This window comes from Streptomyces sp. SID4985 (genome assembly GCF_009863025.1).
Lineage (GTDB): Bacteria > Actinomycetota > Actinomycetes > Streptomycetales > Streptomycetaceae > Streptomyces.
The window spans coordinates 25,994-42,755 of sequence record NZ_WWIR01000043.1 but is presented as its reverse complement, the minus strand read 5'-3'; the positions used below and the strand labels follow the sequence as shown (position 1 = coordinate 42,755).

The following is a 16,762-nucleotide window of genomic DNA, read 5'->3' as shown; positions in this document are numbered from 1 at the left end:
GGAATTACCGGGTGCCCGGACGAATCCCGAATTCGTCCGGGCACCCGGCTTTTCGGTGAAGGCCGCACGCGCGACTCTCTGGCGAAGGCCGTACCCGCGCTTTTCCGCCCCGCGCCCGAACTTCGGCCGAGAACAGCCGGTTACCGCGCCATGACTGCGTTCCGTGTCCGCTCTGCCAGGCTGCCGGTGTTGCCCCTGACGGACAAGGAGACGGCAATGCCGACGCATGCAGTCGACGTGGCATCCCTGGTGGATGCGGTGCGAGAAATCGCCCCCAGGCTCAAGGAGAACGGGCTGGAGGCGGAGGACCGCCGCTGGCTGCCCGAGGAGAACCTCCGGCTCCTCGAAGAGGCCGGTGTGTTCCGCATGGCCACCCCGAAGATCTTCGGCGGCCTGGAGCTCTCGGTCGCCGACCAGGCCGCGGTCCTTGCCGAGATCGCCCGCGCGGACGTGTCCACCAGCTGGATCGCCAGCGTGTGGGTGTCCAGCGCCTGGATGATCACGCTGTTCCCCGAGGAGATCCAGAAGGAGATCTTCGCGACGCCCGACGTGCGCATCTCCGGTGGGTTCACGCCGTCCGGCGTGCTGACGCCCGCCGAGGGCGGCTTCGTCCTGAACGGCTCCTGGAAGTTCAACTCCGGCTGCCGCGGCGCCCAGTGGAACGTGGCCACCTCTCTCGTGCACCACCCCGACGGCACGGTCGAAGAGGCGATCGCGATGGTGCCGATGCGGGAGTTCACCCTCGAGGACGACTGGCACACCTCGTCCGTCGCCGCGACCGGCAGCTCCACCTCGACGGCCACCGACGTGTTCGTACCGGCGCACCGCGTCGTGCCGACCGACCCGGCCGCGTTCGAGGCCGCGCTGGCGGACCTCCCGGCGGACTGGCAGCCCACGGGCCGCGAGTACGGGCTGTACAGCTACATCATCTCCCAGGGCGTGGCCACGCTGATCGGCGCGGCCCGGGGCGCCCTGGACGCGTTCGTCGAGCGGCTGCCCGGCCGGGGCATCACCTACACGTCCTGGACCGACCAGGCCCAGCACCCGCTCACCCAGATCCAGGTCGCCACGGCGGACGCGAAGATCGCCGCCGCCGAGGCCCTGATGCACCGCACGTACGAGACCCTCCAGCGGCGCGCCGACGCCGGTGAGCAGCTCACGCTGGAGGAGCGGGCGGCGGTGCGCGGCCACAGCGCCTACGCGGTGCAACTGGCCAAGGAGGCGGTGGAGGTGCTCTACAACGCCAGCGGCGCCACCGCGATCCAGCGCAGGGTCCCCATCCAGCGGTTCCACCGCGACATCCAGGGCCTCGCCCTGCACGGAATGATCCTGCTCTCCTCCAGCCTCGAGGTCCACGGCCGCGTCCTGCTCGGCCTCGACCCCGACACTCCGCTGCTCTAGACCGATCCCTCCTTCCGGCGTTCGCGTACGGGGGGTGCAACACCGAAGGATGCGATGTGACCAAAGACAGACGCCTGCCCACCGCTTCGGCGCCCCGCAGGCTGCCGCGTCGTACCGTGCTCAAGGCGGGCGGCCTCACGGCCCTCGCGGTACCGGCGGCGACCGCACCGGCGTTCGCCTCGTCCCTGGTGTCCCCCAGGGACGAGGCACCCGACACGGTCTACGACGTCATCGTGATCGGCGCCGGTTACGCCGGTGTCACCGCCGCCCGCGAGCTGCGGGCGAAGGGACTGCGGCCGCTGATCCTGGAGGCGCGCGACCGCATCGGCGGCCGCACCTTCACCTCCACCTTCCTCGACCAGCAGATCGAGATCGGCGCGCAGTGGATCGGCCCGACGCAGCCCCTGATCAACGCGGAGCTGAAGCGGTACGGCATCGGCACGCTCTCCGGCACACCGCCGACCCGCCTGATCATGCCGTCCGGCGGGGGCTTCAAGGAGTTCCCGCCGGACGAGGTCGACGCGCGGTACGGCGACCTGATGAACCGGCTCTTCGAGGGCGCCCAGGACCTCTTCCCGCGCCCGACCGATCCGCTGTACCGCAAGGACCTGGTCGCCGCGGCGGACGGGCTCTCCCTGCGCGACCGGCTCGACCGGCTGCGGCTGTCCGCCGACGACGAGAGCTGGCTCAGCGGTACGACCGCCGGGTACTCGGGCGGTTCCAGCGCCACCGGCGCCTACACGGCCCTCGCCCAGTGGTGGTCGCTGGCCGGGTACAACGTGGCGGGGTACGAGGCCGTCATGTCCCAGCGCCTCGCGGGCGGCATGACCGGGCTGCTGCAGGCCATGCTCAACGACGCGGGGGCCACACTGCGGCTGAACTCGCCCGTGGTCTCGGTGGCCGACGACGGCGGCAAGGTCAAGGTGACCGTGCGGTCCGGGCAGGTTTACCAGGCACGGGCCGTCGTGGTCGCCGTACCGGTGAACGTGTGGAAGAGCATCACCTTCCGCCCCGAACTGCCGAATGTGCACCAGACGGCCACCACCCAGGGCGTCGGGGTGCCCTACAGCGGCAAGCTGTGGATGCAGGTCAGCGGGCTCTCCGACCGGGTGGCGGCGCGCGGGGCGGAGGGCAGTCCGTTCACCACCCTGCTCTCCCAGGCGAACGTGACCGGCGGCCAGCTCATGGTCGGCTTCAACAGCCTGCCCGTCCTGGACGGCGCCGACACCGGCGCGGTGCAGGACGCCGTACGGAAGTTCCTGCCCGATGTGCGGGTGCTGGAAGTGCTGGCGCACGACTGGGGCAAGGACCCGTATTCCCAGGGAGGCTGGGCGCTCCGGCGGCCGGGGCAGCTCATCGCCCAGCTGCCCGCGATCCAGCAGCCGCAGGGCCGCGTGTCGTTCGCGAGCGGTGACATAGCCACCGGCTGGGTCGGCTTCGTGGAGGGTGCCATCGAGTCGGGGCTGCGGGCCGCGCAGCAGGTGCTCAAGATGACGAAGGGGGCGCGGAGCCTCACCGTCTCCTGACGGACGCGGTGGCGGAAGGGAACGGGCCGGTCCCCCAACCTGGTTGGGGGACCGGCCCTTTCTCATGCCGACCTCGGCAGCGGGTCCGCCGCGGCCTCCGTCAGGGCCCGGCCGTCACTCCCGCGTGGAAGCCGCCGTCGAAGAAGAGCAGGCCCTGCCGGCCGGGCCCGCTCAGGGAGTGCAGTACCGAGCCGATGAATATGGAGTGGTCGCCGGAGTCGTGCGAGTCGGCCAGTTCGCACTCCAGCCAGGCCAGCGCCCCCGCGAGCAGGGGTGCGCCGGTGTGCGGGCCCGGCCGCCAGTCGACGGAGGCGAACTGCGGCGGCCCGAGCGGGCGCGACTTGTCGGCGAAGTGGCGTGCCAGGCCCTCCTGGTCCGCTCCCATGATGGACACGGCGAACCGCCGCTCGGACGTGATCGCCTTGTGCATGACGGCGCTGTGGGCCACGCAGCACAGCACCTGCGGGGGTTCCAGCGAGACCGAGCTGAAGGCGTTGGCCGTCATGCCGTGCATGTGCTCGCCGCCCACGGTGAGTGCGACGACGCCGGTGGTGAACCGTGCCATGGCCTCGCGCAGTGAAGCGGGCACCACCATGGATGTCGAGGGCCCCTGATCGGACATTGCGTTCTCCCGTCGTTCGCGCGTTCGCGGCCGGTGTCCTCGCCCGAAATCCTGAACAGAGTCCACGACAACTTATCCGCGGGATCCGGGTGCCCCTCCATTCGCAGGTCATCCCGCACTAACCTCCGTCGCCGCAAGGGCGTTTACCGTCTCATGACCGCGCGCTGGCAACGCTTCCGCCCTTCTCCCGTAAGGTCGCCTCGATATGCCGGATTTCTCGGCGCGACCGACCGCCATGTCCCTGAGGACACTCACGACGGAAAAGGGGCCGACATGAACTCTCCTTCGCCCGAAGTCGAACTCGCGGAACCGCAGATGCTCGGATTCCTGGAGTTCCTGGGAATCGACGTGGAGTATGTGCGCGCGGAGGGCAATACGCTCTTCTTCCGCGACGGGAGCGGTCAGGAGATTCCGGTCCTCGACTACGCCGGCGGATACGGCGCGCTGATACTGGGCCACAACCACCCCGAGATCGTTGCTGCCGCAAGGGAGTTCCTCGACTCGGGCAGGCCCGTGCTGGCGCAGGCCTCGCGGCAGACCGCGGCGAGCGAGGTCGCCGCGGCCCTGAACCGAATCCTCCGGCGGGAGTTCGCCGACTCCGAGCCGTACTACGCGGTGTTCTCCAACAGCGGTGCCGAGTCGGTCGAAGTGGCACTGAAGCACGCGGAGTTCGACCGGGTGCTGAAGGTGCGGGCACTGGAGGCGGAGGTCGCCGTGCACATCGCCGAGGCGCGGGAGGCGGTGGCCGCCAAACGGGCGACGGTGGCAGCTGGTGCCCTGCGCTCGGTCACCCTCGAAGCGGACGCGCGGGGTACGGACACGCCCGGTACGGACGCGCGGAGCCTGGACGTCTTCGAGGACCTGGTGGCCGTGGTCCTGCGGCGCAATGCCGAACAGGCGGCCAGGCCACCGGTGTTCCTCACGCTGGAGGGCGGGTTCCACGGAAAGCTCGCGGGCAGTGTCCAGTTGACGCACAACGCCGCGTTCCGGCTGCCGTTCGCGGGCATGGCCGCGCAGGCCCGCTTCCTGCCCTTCGACCAGCCGCAGGCCGTGGCGAAGCTGACCGAGGAGGAGCGGGCCACCGTGCTGGACGTGGTCGTCGAGGACGGCGAAGTACGCCTGGTGGAGCGGCCGTTCCCGGTCTTCGCCGCGTTCGTGCTGGAGGTGGTCCAGGGTGAGGGCGGCATTCACCTGGTCTCCCCCGAGATGGCCCGGGCGGTGCGGCGGGCCAGTGACTCCGTCGGCTGCCCGGTCGTCGTGGACGAGATTCAGAGCGGTATGGGCCGCACCGGGGCGTTCTTCGCCAGCTCGCTCATCGGTCTGCGGGCCGACTACTACACGCTGGCCAAGGGGCTGGGCGGCGGGATCGCCAAGGCCGCGGTGACGCTGGTGCGGGAGAGCCGGTACCGCAAGGACTTCGAGCTCGTGCACAGTTCGACCTTCGCCAAGGACACGTTCTCCAACACGCTCGCCCTCAAGACCCTGGAACTGCTCGAGGCCGGTGACGGCGAGGCGTACCGGCTGGCCGGAAAGTGGGGGGAGCGGCTGCTGTCGCTGTTCGAGTCGCTGCGCGCGGAGTTCCCCGATGTCGTCAAGGACGTGCGGGGCAGGGGCCTGATGCTGGGGCTGGAGTTCCACGACCAGTCCGGTTCGGCGGCCACCGGGATCCGGGACGCGGCCGCCGCGGGCATCTTCGGCTACGCCCTCTCCGGCTATCTGTTCCGCGTGCACCGCGTTCGCACGTTCCCGACGGCAAGCGCGGTCGACACCCTTCGCTTCGAACCGTCGGTCCTGCTGACCGACGCCGAGGTGGACCGTCTGGAGGCGGCGCTGCGCGAGCTGTGCGCCGTACTGCGGGAACAGAACGAACAGGCGTTGTTCGGCGTGTGACGGTCCGGCATTCTCCCTCGCGCGGCACACCGGATGACACGGTCGACCACCGTTGTTTTTCGGCCAGTTAAGGGCTTGTTACAACGGGCCCGCACTCGTTCGGGCGAGGCTCTGCGTTACTCTGGCGGTTCTGGCTTCACCTGCACATGAACGGCCGCCTGAGACGGAGGCAGGGGTGGGAAAATGAGCGTGAGGGCACGGCCGGCCTTCTGCGGCCTGGACGCCGCGATGGAAGTCATCAGCGGCAAGTGGAAAGTTCTCATCCTCTGGGCTCTGCGTCACCAGCCCCACCGATTCGGGGCGTTGAAACGGCTCGTTCCGGGAGTGAGCGAGAAAGTGCTGATCCAGCAACTGCGCGAGCTGGAGGCCGACGGGATCGTGCTGCGGACGACGTTCGACCAGGCGCCGCTGCGGGTGGAGTACTCGCTGACCCCCACGGGGGTGGCCCTCAACGAGGCGCTCGAACCCCTCGGTGCCTGGGGCCGGGAGCATCTCGCGCCCCGGGAGGAGCGCGAGCCCGTGGCGGCCAAGGCCGCCAAGGTCTGACCGCGCACATCGCGCACACCGCTCGGCCCGCGGGCGAAGACACCCGGGCTGGGCGGCGTACGCACCACACCCCCGGACCGAACCCCGGACCGCAACCCCCGTCCCGAACCCTGGACCGCAACCCTCGGACCGCCCGCACGACCGCCCCGCACGCCCCACCCGGCCGACCACCCCGCGGCGAGCAGCTCGCGCGGGGCGGTCGGCCGGAAGGCGGTGACCGGCGGGAGCGGTCAGCCCGCCAGCGGACAGGGCATCCCGGGGCGGAATCCCCGGGGCGGCTGGATGCGCAGCAGTGAGCGGATGTAGCGCCGCCGGTCGTCCTGACGCCCGCCCAGGCGCACCCGCAGCGCCCTGCGGAGCCACTTGGCCGGGTCCTTCGCCTCCGTCCGCACGTCGTCGGGCAGCAGACTGTCGAGCAGCTGGTCCACGGCGGCGTCCGACAGCGGGTCCAGGGTGAGCGTAGTGACATGCCGCTTGCCGCCGCCCCATTCCGGGCGCAGCTGGAGCAGCTCGGGCCGGGCCGTGGCCACCACGAGGAGCGGTACGCCGGAGAAGTCCGCCAGGCCCGCGACGAAGTTCAGCACGGCGTCGTCGGCACCGTGCAGGTCGTCGACGAGCAGGACGAGCGGCCGCTCCAGCGTGGCGTGCTCCAGGAACCGGCGCCAGGCGGCCAGTTCGTCGCCCGTGTGGGTCAGGCGTACGGGGGACTCGGCGCCGGGGTCGACGAACTGGTGCAGGCACTCGAGCAGTCTCGGCATCCGCTCCTCCTCGACCAGCCGGCCCAGAGCGAGCACGAGTTTCTCCCGGGCGACCGGGAGGACGTCACCGGCCTCGATGCCGCACAGGGCGCGCACCAGCTGTTGCTGGATCCCGAAGACGCCGTCGGTGCCGGAGCGCCGTGCACGGCACACGCTCACGCTGGCCACATGGGCGCGGTCCTTGACCGTACGCCCGAACTCGGTGAGGAAGCGTGTCTTGCCGATGCCGGGATCGCCGAGGACGGTCACGACGTGCGGGGTCCCGCGATACCGGGTCCGCTCCAGCAGTTCGGTCAGCAGCGACAGCTCGAACTCCCGCTCCACGGTGGGCGTCCTGAGCGTTCCGACGTACTCCCGCTGGATGCCCTGCACGGCCCACTGCCCGCTGCCGTCCCCTTCTGGCAGGGGCTGGTAGCCGATCATGGTCTCGGTGGCCGTGCGGGTGCCGTCGCAGGCGCGGATCTCCCCGGCCTGCGCGCGGGAGAGCAGCGAGTCGCAGGTGTTCAGCAGCTTTCCGGTGATGGACGAGGGCTGTTCGAGGTCGCCGGGCCGGTAGCGCAGGACGGCCTCGCCGGTGGCGACGGCGGCCCGGAAGGACAGTCCGCCGCCGTCGGGGGCGCCCGGGAGGACGGCGGAGTGGAGGCCGTCCCGGGTCGCGAGCGCGGCGAGCACCGCCCGCTCGGCGTCGTCGCCGCCGTCCTCACCGGCGTCGAACAGCGCCATCAGGATCGAGCCGATCGCCGCGGTGACCCTGCCACCGAAGTACTCGATGTTCTGGTGCACCCACCGTGACACCGACTCCAGCAGTTCGTCGGCGGCCTCGGCGTCGCCGTCCACGGCGCTGGTGTCGACCTGGGCGCGCATCAGCAGGACGCTGACCTGCCGTCGTTCGGCCGCGTCGCCGCCCGGTCCGGCCGACGCACCGCGCCGCCGGTTCCCGGCCATCGCCACGTCGCCCACCGTCGCGGGGTCGGGGGCGGGCACGAGCGCCGCGACGGCGGGAGCCGGGACCACCGGCTCCACGGGACGGTCGTCCCCGCGCACATCGGGACGGCCGTCCGTCCGTACGTCGGGACGGTGGTCCGTCCGTACGTCGGGACGGTGGTCCGTCCGTACGTCGCGCGGGCCGGACAACGCTGTCGGGGTCCGGCCGGACGGGGCCGCGGTCAGCGAGGCGGCCAGCAGGGCGGAGGGTCCGGCGGGGGCGAGCCGGGAAGGGCCCGTGCGTATGCCCTCCCTCGGGGGTTCCGCGTACGGCTCCCGCGCTCCCGGCGCCGCCGGTACGTTCAGGCGGGGGTCGTGGTTCAGGATCGCCTGTTGCAGGGTCTGGAGTTCGCGGCCGGGTTCGAGTCCGAGTTCCTCCACGAGCACCGCGCGTACGCGGCTGTAGACGTTGAGGGCGTCGGCCTGGCGGCCGCTGCGGTACAGGGCGATCATGAGCTGCCCGCTGGAGCGCTCCCGCAGCGCGGTGTCCTCGACCATGGCCTCCAGCTCGCCCAGCACCGCGTGGTGGCGGCCCAGCGCGAGTTCCGCGTCGAAGTAGTCCTCCATGGCGTTCAGCCGGGCGTTCTGCACGGCGGACAGCTCGGGCCAGGCGATGCCGGACTCGACCAGGTCGGACAGGACGGGGCCGCGCCACAGTTCGAGCGCCTCGCGCAGCAGCGCCGCGGCGGCCTCGGAGCGGCCCGAGGTCAGGGCCTCACGGCCGCGCTCGGCCATGGTCTGGAAACGGTAGAGGTCGACGTCGTCGGAGTCGACGGTCAGTTTGTAGCCGGGCGGCTGGGTCACCAGGGGTGCCCGCGCACCCCCGCCCGGCGGAGTGAGGGCCCTGCGCAGGCCCCAGACGGCGTTCTGCAGGATCTTGCGCGCCGAGGTCGGCGCGTCGTCGACAGCCCACAGGGCGTCGAGCAGCTGGCTGGTCGGCACCACCCGGTTGGCCTGCAGGAGCAGGTATCCGAGCGTGGCCCGCTGCTTCGTGCCTCCCAGGCTGAGAGAACAACCATCGTCCAAAGCCTCCAGAGGCCCCAGGACGCGAAACTGCACAGCTCCCCCTAGTCGCTCGCATAGGACACATCGGCCGGTAGAAAACTGGTTTTCGTGCTCCATGAAGGTAGGCCCAGCCGTGCTCAGCCCGCACATTCCTGGATGTGAAGGAGAACACACCGAATCGGATCGACCATGCGATTCCCCGTTGAATTCGCAGTGAACGACTCGGGTACGGCGTCCAGGTTGCCTTTCCGGCCACCGGAGGCGTTTTTCAGCCGGGTCCCGCTGTCCTAGAAGATGACTTCCTATTCGAAGCCGGAGGGGCACGCCACCCGGAATCTCGCATTCCGGTGGGCCGGCGCGGGGAGACCCCGCTCATCAGGATTCGCCGCTCGGATGGTGCACTTTGTCCGCATTGGCCGACACGTCCTCCCCGTAAGCTACACGAGCCGACCTTAGACCAGTCGCCGACCCAGAGGTAAGTACTGACTTCCAGGTAACCGCCCACCGCGAGGTAAGCACCCGGGGTGACGCGAGCGGGTCGGCCACCGCACCCACCGCCGGGTAACCGCGAGGTCACCCGACTCCCGGGGAATGCGAAGTTACCCCACCGTGACCAGTCCGGGGTGGAATTCTGCGAGGCTTCCCGACGTCGCAATTCAACCCACCGGAACGTATACACGGAGAGCTGGGGAGAAGTATTTCCATGAGCAATCTCATCGACTTCGAAATTCCCGAGGACCCGGACAAGCTGAACGAACTCTTCGTCCGCGTCTTCAACTCGGGCGACGGGGCGCTTTACGACGCCATGTACACCGACGACGCCGTCTCCAACATCTCCGGCGCCCCCCTGTCGGGCGCGGCCCGCACCGCGTTCTTCAAGGAATTCCTGGCCTCCGGCCCGAAGATCGACTCCCGCGTGCTCCAGACGTACACCACCGGCGACACCTCCCTCCTCATCGTGGACTACTCCCTCGACGTCCCCACCCCCGACGGGCAGACCCTCCACATGCACGGCACCTGCACCGACGTGCTGATCCGCAACGAGGACGGCGAATGGCGCCTGGCCGTCGACCGCCCGGTCCCGGACGAGGCTCCCGCGGCCTAGCGCGCCTCGGGTCACGTCCGCCCCTGTGCCCGGGGCCACGGCTCTCCCGCGCACAGGGGCCTTTCCCCTCCCGCTCTTTCCCGCCCTTTCCCGTCCCTTCCCGTCCTTTCCCGGTCCCCTCCCGGACTTTCCGGAGCACGCGGTTACCGCGCCATGACCGCCCCGCGAAGGGGTGATCGACAGCGAAGGAGTACGCCATGGACCACCGAGCCGGGGCCGAACCGGTGCGCGGGAGCGGACCGGAGTCCGCGGCGGACGCGCGGCTGATCCCCAGCGTCCAGGAGCTGCTGCTGGCCGCGCTGATGCCGTTCGCCGTGCTCCCCACCTCCCCCACCGGCACGTCGTACCAGCCCGAGGCAGGAGCCAGGGCCGACAAGGAGCTCTGAAACGTGACGACCACCGGACCGAACCCGCACGTCGACGTACGCACCCTTCCCGACGCCCTGCGGCTGCGCAGTGAGAAGCAGCCCGACGAAACGGCCTACGTCTTCCTGCGCAACGGCGAAGACCCGGCCGAGTCGCTCACCTACCGCGAACTGCACGACGCCGCCCGGCTGCGCGCCGCCCGCTTCGCCGCCGCCGGGCTGTCCGGCCGCAGCGCCGTACTGCTCTATCCCTCGGGCCTGGAGTTCGTACGCACCCTCCTGGGATGCATGTACGGCCGCGTGGCCGGCGCTCCGGTACAGACGCCCCGGCGCCGCGACGAGGTGCTGCGGCTGCGCCGGATCGCCGACGACGCGGGCACGTCGACCGTCCTGACCACGACCGAGGTCGTCCGCGATCTGCGCGAACGCTTCGGCGACCTGCCCGAGCTGGCCGGACTCACCCTGCTCGCCACCGACGGCCCGGCCCCGGCCGCCGGCCGGCCGGTACCCGGCGAGGACATCGGCACACCGGCGCCCGAGGACATCGCCCTGCTGCAGTACACGTCCGGCTCCACCGGCGATCCCAAGGGGGTGATGGTCACTCACGCCAACTTCCTCGCCAACGTGGTCGAGACCGACGAGCTGTGGCCCTGTGAGCCGCACGGCACGGTGGTGAACTGGCTGCCGCTCTTCCACGACATGGGGATGCTCTTCGGTGTCGTGCTGCCGCTGTGGGCGGGCATCCCGTCGTATCTGATGGCCCCCGACGCCTTCATCCGGCGCCCGGCCCGCTGGCTGGAGGCCCTCGCCCGCTTCGGCGGCACGCACGCCGCCGCGCCCAGCTTCGCCTACGAGCTGTGCGCGCGGGCCGCCGCGGAGGGCAGGACCGCCGAGGTGGGCGATCTGTCGCGCTGGCGCGTGGCCGCCAACGGCGCCGAGCCGGTGCGCTGGGGCACGATCCGCTCCTTCACCGAGGCGTTCGCGCCGTACGGCTTCGACCCCCGTGCCATGTGCCCCGGCTACGGCCTGGCGGAGAACACCCTCAAGGTCACCGGCACCCGTCAGGACCGCGAGCCCGGCGTGCTGTGGCTGTCCGCCGAGTCCCTGCGCGACGGCGTCGCCGAACCCGTCGGAGAATCGGCCGAGGACGCCGTGCCCGTGGTCAGCAGCGGCGGCACGGTCGGGCGGACCCGGGTGCGGATCGTGGACCCCGTCACCCGGGAGGAGCTTCCCGAGGGGCGGATCGGCGAGATCTGGGTCTCCGGTCCCTGTGTGGCGGACGGCTATCTGGGCCGCCCCGAGGCGAGCGAGGACACCTTCCGCGCCCGCGTCGCCCAGGACGAGGGCTCCGCCCAACTGCGCACCGGTGACCTCGGCTTCCTGCACGACGGCCAACTGCACGTCACCGGGCGGCTGAAGGACGTCATCATCCGCAAGGGCCGCAACCACTACCCGCAGGACATCGAACTGTCGGCGGAGCACGCCGTGGCGGGTCTGCGCCCGAACTGCGCGGCCGCCTTCTCCTGCGACGACGGCACCCACGAACGGCTGGTCGTGGTCGTCGAGGCCGACGGCCGGGTGCTCAACTCCCTGGGCGCCGAGGCCCTGCACCGGCACGTCCGGGACGCCGTGCGCGAGGCGCACCGGATCACCCCGGACGAGGTCCTGGTCGTACGGCGCGGCGCGCTGTCGAAGACGTCCAGCGGCAAGGTGCAGCGCCGCGCGTGCAAGAGGCGTTACGAGAACGGCGAGTTGAGGGCCGTGACCGCACCGGCGGCCGCGCCCGCGGGAAGGCAGGCGTGATGGCCCGGCTCCGTGTGCCCGAGCGCAGCCCGGGATCGCGCATTCTCGGCGTGGGCGTGTACCGGCCGACGCGAGTGGTGGGCAACGACGAGATCTGCGCCCGCATCGACTCCAGCGACGAGTGGATCCGCCGCCGCTCCGGCATCGAGACACGGTGCGTCGCGGGCCCCGACGAGACCGTCATCAGCATGGCGGTGGAGGCGGCCCGCAAGGCGATGGCCCAGTCCGGCACCCAGCCCGACGACGTCGGCATGGTGCTGCTCGCCACGATGTCCTTCCTGGAGCAGGCCCCGGCCGCCGCGCCCCGGGTCGCCCATCAGCTGGGCGCCCGCTCCGCGGGCAGCCTGGACGTCGCCGCCGCGTGCTCGGGGTTCTGCTACGCCCTGGGGCTGGCCGACTCGCTGGTGCGCTCCGGCGACGCCCGCAACGTCGTGGTGATCGGCTCGGAGAAGATGAGCGACATCGTCGATCCGACGGACCGGGGCACGGCGTTCCTCTTCGGTGACGGCGCCGGAGCGGTCGTGGTCGGCCCCTCCGACACCCCGGGCATCGGTCCGGTGGTGTGGGGCTCCGACGGGGAACGGCACCACATGATCGCCCATGACCGCAGCTGGCTGCACACCCGGGAGACCCCGGGCCCGTGGCCGACGCTGCGGATGGCGGGCCCGGAGGTGTTCCGCTGGGCGAGCCGTGTCGTGCCGGACATCTCCCGGCAGGCGGTGCGGGAGGCGGGGCTGGAGCTCTCCGACCTCGCGGCCTTCGTGCCCCACCAGGCCAACGCCCGCATCATCGACGCCGCCGCCCGGTCCCTGGGCCTCGCCCCGCACACCGTCGTCGCCCGGGACGTCGTCACCGCGGGCAACACCTCGGCCGCGTCCATCCCCCTGGCGCTGGGTGCCCTGCTGTCCCGGGGCTCTCTGCCCAGCGGCGCCCCGGCCCTGCTGGTCGGCTTCGGCGCGGGGCTGGCGCACGCGGCCCAGGTGGTGTCGCTGCCCTGACCGGGCGGTCACTGGTCCGGGCGGTCACTGGTCGTGCCGTACCGCCGAGGGGGCCGTCGTGCCGTGCGGCGGCCCCCTCGGACGGCTGTCTCACGCGGCGAGGTCGTGACCCGGGTGGAGCACCACCTTGGTGTAGCCCTCGATCCGCTGGTCGAACTTCTCGTACGCCTGCGGGGCCTCCTCCAGCGGCAGTTCGTGGGAGACCACGAAGCTGGGGCGGGCGCGGCCGGAGGTGATCAGGTCGCGCAGCTGGCGGTTGTACCGCTTGACGTTGCACTGGCCCGTGCCCATCTTCTGGCCCTTCTCGAACATCTTGCCGATCGAGACCAGGAGTTGGCCGTGCTTGGCGTGCTCGTCGGGGCCACCGGGGTCGGACGGCACGTACAGGCCCGGGATGCCGAGCCTGCCGGTCGGGCGGACCGTCTCCACCAGCTGGTTGAGGACGATCGCGGGTTCCTCGTGGTGGGCCTCGTCGCCCTTCTGGGCCTGGTAGCCGACGGCGTCGATCCCCTTGTCGGTGCCCTCTCCGTTCGTCTGGGCCTTGATCTGCTCGGCCGGGTCGCCCTGGGTGAAGTCGATCGGGATGGCCCCGATCTCCGCCGCCTTGGCGAGCCGCTCGGGCACGCGGTCGACGACGAACACCTTGGACGCGCCGCGCAGCAGCGCCGAGTAGGCGGCCATCAGGCCGACCGGTCCTGCCCCGTACACCGCGACGGTCTCACCGGGCGACACCTGGGCGAGTTCGCAGCCGTGGTAGCCGGTCGGGAAGATGTCGGCCAGCAGGACGTAGTCCGTCTCGTTCTCGTCCCCTTCGGGCAGCTTCAGACAGTTGAAGTCGGCGAACGGCACCCGCAGCCGCTCGGCCTGACCGCCCATGTACGGGCCCATGGCCACATAGCCGTAGGCACCGCCCGCGAAGCCGGGGTTGACCGTCAGACAGAACCCGGTCTCCCCGGCGAGACAGTTCTTGCAGAACCCGCACGCGACGTTGAACGGCATGACGACACGGTCGCCCACCTTCAGCGAGGTCACGCCGTCGCCGACCTCCTCGATCACGCCCAGGTTCTCGTGGCCGAAGACGATGCCCGGCTCGGCCGCCGTGCGCCCCTCGTACATGTGCAGGTCCGAGCCGCAGATCGCGGACGACGTGACCCGGACGATCACATCGTTGGGGTGCAGGATCTGCGGGTCCTCCACCTCCGCGACCGTGACACTGAAGGGCCTCTCGTAGACAACGGCTCTCACCTCTGTCACCTCCCGCGTCTGACGCCGGATGACGGTGGCGAGCGCGGACCGCGCCGAGGGCGTACGCAAAGAGCGGGCCCCCGGTCGACACCGTGGCCTCGAACCCTCGCTTCACCGCCGGATACTTCCAGGTAACTCCGCCGACCCGACCGCCGCAAGCCTCGCAGGTGAGGGGGTCGGGCGTGTCACAGGTAGTCGAAGAAGCGGGTCCACCAGGTGGCCCGATCGGGCTCCTCGGCGGCGAGCCAGGTGCTCACACCGTCGTAGGGCCGGTGCAGCAGCCGTACGGGCACCGGTGTGTAGCCGAGGTCGCGGAGAGCGGTGTCGGCCATGCGCAGCGGTTCCGCCGCGACGGCGCCCTCCGGGCTCTCCTGGCCGAGGGGCCCCGGTACCGTCACGGCCGCCAGGTCACCGAAGTTGCTCAGCCGCAGGACGAGGGGCACGCCCGCACCGGTCGCCTCGCCCGGCACGTCGACCTCGCAGTAGTAACTGGCGTCCTGGTTCTGGTCGTCCAGGCGGCAGGGGTGGCCGAAGTCCCGGGTCAGGTGGTCCTTGAGCCGGATGGCTCGCGTCTTCGCCCGGGCGAGGTCGAAGCCGTCGGGAAACTCCAGGTGGTCGGGGCCGGGCAGCCGGTCCAGGGTGTGGAGCAGGGCCGTGATCCGCGCGTCGTCGTTCATCGCGGTCACCTTATGCAACCGGCGAGCGGTCACCCACCTTGTGCAACCGGCGAGCCATCGGCGCCGTCCCCCTTCACGGGCCGGAGTGATCACCTCCTGGGCTCGGGCGAGAGGTCGAGAGGTGGGGACAGTGAGCGTCGGCGGGCTCGGGAAGATCTTGGGGTGGGGCGTGGTGTTCGTCCCGCTGTCCGTCCTGCTCCTCGTGCGGGCGGGCGGGCTGGACGGGGGGACGCCGCTCGCCGTGCCCGTGGTGCTGTTCCCGTACGCCGCCGTGCTGAGCGTGCTCGTGCTGGTCCTGGTGCTCGCGGTGCGGGCGCTGCGCTCCCGGCCGGTGATCGTCGTCGCGGCGCTGCTCGCGGCCGCTCATGTGGCGTTGCTGGTGCCCCGGTTCGTACCGGATCGGCAGCACATCCCTTCCGGGGCGGCCGAGTTGAGGGTGGTCACGCTCAACACCCATGTGGGGAAGGCGGATGCGGAGGCGGTCGTACGGCTGGTGCGGTCCGAGCGGATCGATGTGCTGGCGGTGCAGGAGCTGCCGTCCGCCGGGGTGACCGCGCTCGCGAAGGCCGGGCTGGGGAAGGTGCTGCCGTACCGGGAACTGCATCCCGAGAACGACTCGTCCCTGTACTCCCGGCTGCCGTTGACGCACGGCGGCCCGTTGAAGGCCGACACCGCCTGGCCCCAGACCACCGCGCGGGTGACGGTCGGCGGCCGGACGGTACGGCTGGTGGCCGTACACACCTACTACCCGCTCGGTGACGCCGCCCGCTGGGGCCGTGACATGACCGCCCTCACCGAGGTCGCCCGCGCCGACGGCTCCGACACGGTGTTCCTCGGCGACTTCAACGCTTCCCTCGACCACGCCCGGATGCGCACCCTCCTCACCTCGGGCGGCCTCACCGACTCCCACGCCGAACTCGGCCACGGCTGGGCCCGCACCTGGCCCGTCGGCAAGTCCCCGATCCCGCCCCTGGTCCAGCTCGACCACGTCCTGCACGGCTCCGGTCTGGCGGCCCTCTCCGTGACGGAACGCACCGTCCCGGGCACGGACCACCGCGCGGTCGTCGCCCGGCTCGCGCTGCGCTGAAGGGTCGGCGCCCCGCTTCGACGGCGGAAGCGAAGTTCACGAGACGGAACCGCTGTTCTATTCTCGCCTCCTCGCGGGGTGATCATCACTCCCGGTGTTCCGGAAGGGGACGGACATGCAGGCGTCGTGGCGGTGGGTGGGGCGGATCCGAGAGGCTCTGCCGGGGCCGGTGCGCAGGCGTCCGGCCGCCTTCGGCGCGGGGCTCGGCGCCGTGGTGCTCGCCGGGGTGGCGGGAGTCTGCCTGTGGCCCGCGTCCGAGAGCGGGGGCGAGTTGCCGACGGCCCGGGTGTACCGGGACGTGGACGCCTGTCTGCTCGCCGACAGCCGCGGAGTCGCGCCGGGGGTGCCCGCGGCGCCGGTGTGGGCCGGTATGCAGGAGGCTTCCCGTGCGACCAGGGCGCGGGTGAGTTTCCTGTCGGCGATGGGGCCGGACACCCAGGCGAATGTCGTGCCGTACGTCAACTCCCTGGTGCAGGAGCACTGTTCGGTGGTGGTGGCCGTCGGTTCGGCGGAGGTCCGGGCGGCTCGGTCCGTGGCACCCCATCAGAAGGGCGTGCGTTTCGTGGTGGTGGGAGACGGATCGGATTCGGCAAACGTCTCAGTGGTGAAGGCGGGAAACGCGGCACAGGTGCGGGAAGGCGTGCGCGGAGCGGTGGCCTCTTTGACCGGCACCTCCTGACACATGCTCAACGATGCGATGCAACCCGGCCGCAAAAAAGGCATGTCGGCCGAATACGGAAGCCAGCGGTC

General features: G+C 71.2%; 14 protein-coding genes. 10 read left to right on the top strand and 4 right to left on the bottom strand.

The window, feature by feature from the left end; translation table 11 throughout:
* The first annotated feature begins 216 nt into the window (after positions 1 to 216).
* Together GTW40_RS01825 and GTW40_RS01820 are read left to right on the top strand one after the other, a co-directional pair.
* A complete protein-coding gene (locus GTW40_RS01825) occupies positions 217 to 1,401 on the top strand; it encodes an acyl-CoA dehydrogenase family protein (RefSeq protein WP_161178373.1) in 1,185 nt (394 codons plus the stop codon).
* Positions 1,402 to 1,457: 56 nt separating this feature from the next.
* Positions 1,458 to 2,927 carry an FAD-dependent oxidoreductase gene (locus tag GTW40_RS01820; RefSeq protein WP_343245594.1) on the top strand — a complete coding sequence of 490 codons (1,470 nt, stop codon included), beginning with the start codon at positions 1,458 to 1,460 and terminating at the stop codon, positions 2,925 to 2,927.
* 100 nt (positions 2,928 to 3,027) lie between these two features.
* On the opposite strand, the gene GTW40_RS01815 is transcribed toward GTW40_RS01820, so the two are convergent.
* Positions 3,028 to 3,549 carry a flavin reductase family protein gene (locus GTW40_RS01815; protein ID WP_161178372.1) on the bottom strand — a complete coding sequence of 174 codons (522 nt, stop codon included), beginning with the start codon at positions 3,547 to 3,549 and terminating at the stop codon, positions 3,028 to 3,030.
* A gap of 273 nt (positions 3,550 to 3,822) precedes the next feature.
* Here GTW40_RS01815 and GTW40_RS01810 point away from each other — a divergent pair, with 273 nt between their 5' ends.
* Complete coding sequence (locus GTW40_RS01810; RefSeq protein WP_161178371.1) at positions 3,823 to 5,439, top strand: aminotransferase class III-fold pyridoxal phosphate-dependent enzyme; 1,617 nt, start codon at positions 3,823 to 3,825, stop codon at positions 5,437 to 5,439.
* 183 nt (positions 5,440 to 5,622) lie between these two features.
* Positions 5,623 to 5,985: a helix-turn-helix domain-containing protein gene (locus tag GTW40_RS01805; RefSeq protein ID WP_161178370.1), complete on the top strand. Its 363-nt coding sequence runs from the start codon at positions 5,623 to 5,625 to the stop codon at positions 5,983 to 5,985.
* Between the two features lie 230 nt (positions 5,986 to 6,215).
* On the opposite strand, the gene GTW40_RS01800 is transcribed toward GTW40_RS01805, so the two are convergent.
* Positions 6,216 to 8,672 carry a BTAD domain-containing putative transcriptional regulator gene (locus GTW40_RS01800; RefSeq protein WP_343245593.1) on the bottom strand — a complete coding sequence of 819 codons (2,457 nt, stop codon included), beginning with the start codon at positions 8,670 to 8,672 and terminating at the stop codon, positions 6,216 to 6,218.
* A gap of 763 nt (positions 8,673 to 9,435) precedes the next feature.
* Here GTW40_RS01800 and GTW40_RS01795 point away from each other — a divergent pair.
* The 4 genes from GTW40_RS01795 to GTW40_RS01780 all read left to right on the top strand — a co-directional run bounded on the left by GTW40_RS01795 (position 9,436) and on the right by GTW40_RS01780 (position 13,003).
* A complete protein-coding gene (locus tag GTW40_RS01795) occupies positions 9,436 to 9,837 on the top strand; it encodes a nuclear transport factor 2 family protein (protein WP_161178368.1) in 402 nt (133 codons plus the stop codon).
* 197 nt (positions 9,838 to 10,034) lie between these two features.
* Positions 10,035 to 10,223, top strand: coding sequence for a hypothetical protein (locus GTW40_RS01790; protein ID WP_161178367.1), 189 nt, complete (start codon positions 10,035 to 10,037; stop codon positions 10,221 to 10,223).
* A gap of 3 nt (positions 10,224 to 10,226) precedes the next feature.
* Complete coding sequence (locus GTW40_RS01785) at positions 10,227 to 12,005, top strand: fatty acyl-AMP ligase (RefSeq protein WP_161178366.1); 1,779 nt, start codon at positions 10,227 to 10,229, stop codon at positions 12,003 to 12,005.
* Entirely contained in the window at positions 12,002 to 13,003 is a 1,002-nt protein-coding gene (locus GTW40_RS01780; RefSeq protein ID WP_343245592.1) for a beta-ketoacyl-ACP synthase III, read from the top strand. Before GTW40_RS01785 ends, GTW40_RS01780 begins: the two co-directional genes overlap by 4 nt.
* 90 nt (positions 13,004 to 13,093) lie before the next feature.
* On the opposite strand, the gene GTW40_RS01775 is transcribed toward GTW40_RS01780, so the two are convergent.
* Positions 13,094 to 14,248 carry a glutathione-independent formaldehyde dehydrogenase gene (locus GTW40_RS01775; protein ID WP_161178364.1) on the bottom strand — a complete coding sequence of 385 codons (1,155 nt, stop codon included), beginning with the start codon at positions 14,246 to 14,248 and terminating at the stop codon, positions 13,094 to 13,096.
* 185 nt (positions 14,249 to 14,433) lie between these two features.
* Positions 14,434 to 14,925 (bottom strand): hypothetical protein, encoded by a 492-nt coding sequence (locus GTW40_RS01770; protein WP_161178363.1) that lies wholly within the window; start codon positions 14,923 to 14,925, stop codon positions 14,434 to 14,436.
* Between the two features lie 121 nt (positions 14,926 to 15,046).
* Between GTW40_RS01770 and GTW40_RS01765 the strand changes: the two genes are divergently transcribed.
* Together GTW40_RS01765 and GTW40_RS01760 are read left to right on the top strand one after the other, a co-directional pair.
* Positions 15,047 to 16,012: an endonuclease/exonuclease/phosphatase family protein gene (locus GTW40_RS01765; protein ID WP_343245591.1), complete on the top strand. Its 966-nt coding sequence runs from the start codon at positions 15,047 to 15,049 to the stop codon at positions 16,010 to 16,012.
* Between the two features lie 169 nt (positions 16,013 to 16,181).
* The gene (locus GTW40_RS01760) at positions 16,182 to 16,691 is read left to right on the top strand and encodes a BMP family ABC transporter substrate-binding protein (protein ID WP_161178362.1); all 510 of its coding nucleotides are present in this window, start codon (positions 16,182 to 16,184) and stop codon (positions 16,689 to 16,691) included.
* The last annotated feature ends 71 nt before the right edge of the window (positions 16,692 to 16,762 follow it).

What these genes read in the sequence shown, in the direction of transcription:
- GTW40_RS01825 (WP_161178373.1), top strand. Translation starts at nt 217, where the DNA reads ATGCCGACGCATGCAGTCGACGTGGCATCCCTGGTGGATGCGGTGCGA.
- GTW40_RS01815 (WP_161178372.1), bottom strand. Translation starts at nt 3,549, where the DNA reads ATGTCCGATCAGGGGCCCTCGACATCCATGGTGGTGCCCGCTTCACTG.
- GTW40_RS01810 (WP_161178371.1), top strand. Translation starts at nt 3,823, where the DNA reads ATGAACTCTCCTTCGCCCGAAGTCGAACTCGCGGAACCGCAGATGCTC.
- GTW40_RS01805 (WP_161178370.1), top strand. Translation starts at nt 5,623, where the DNA reads ATGAGCGTGAGGGCACGGCCGGCCTTCTGCGGCCTGGACGCCGCGATG.
- GTW40_RS01795 (WP_161178368.1), top strand. Translation starts at nt 9,436, where the DNA reads ATGAGCAATCTCATCGACTTCGAAATTCCCGAGGACCCGGACAAGCTG.
- GTW40_RS01790 (WP_161178367.1), top strand. Translation starts at nt 10,035, where the DNA reads ATGGACCACCGAGCCGGGGCCGAACCGGTGCGCGGGAGCGGACCGGAG.
- GTW40_RS01770 (WP_161178363.1), bottom strand. Translation starts at nt 14,925, where the DNA reads ATGAACGACGACGCGCGGATCACGGCCCTGCTCCACACCCTGGACCGG.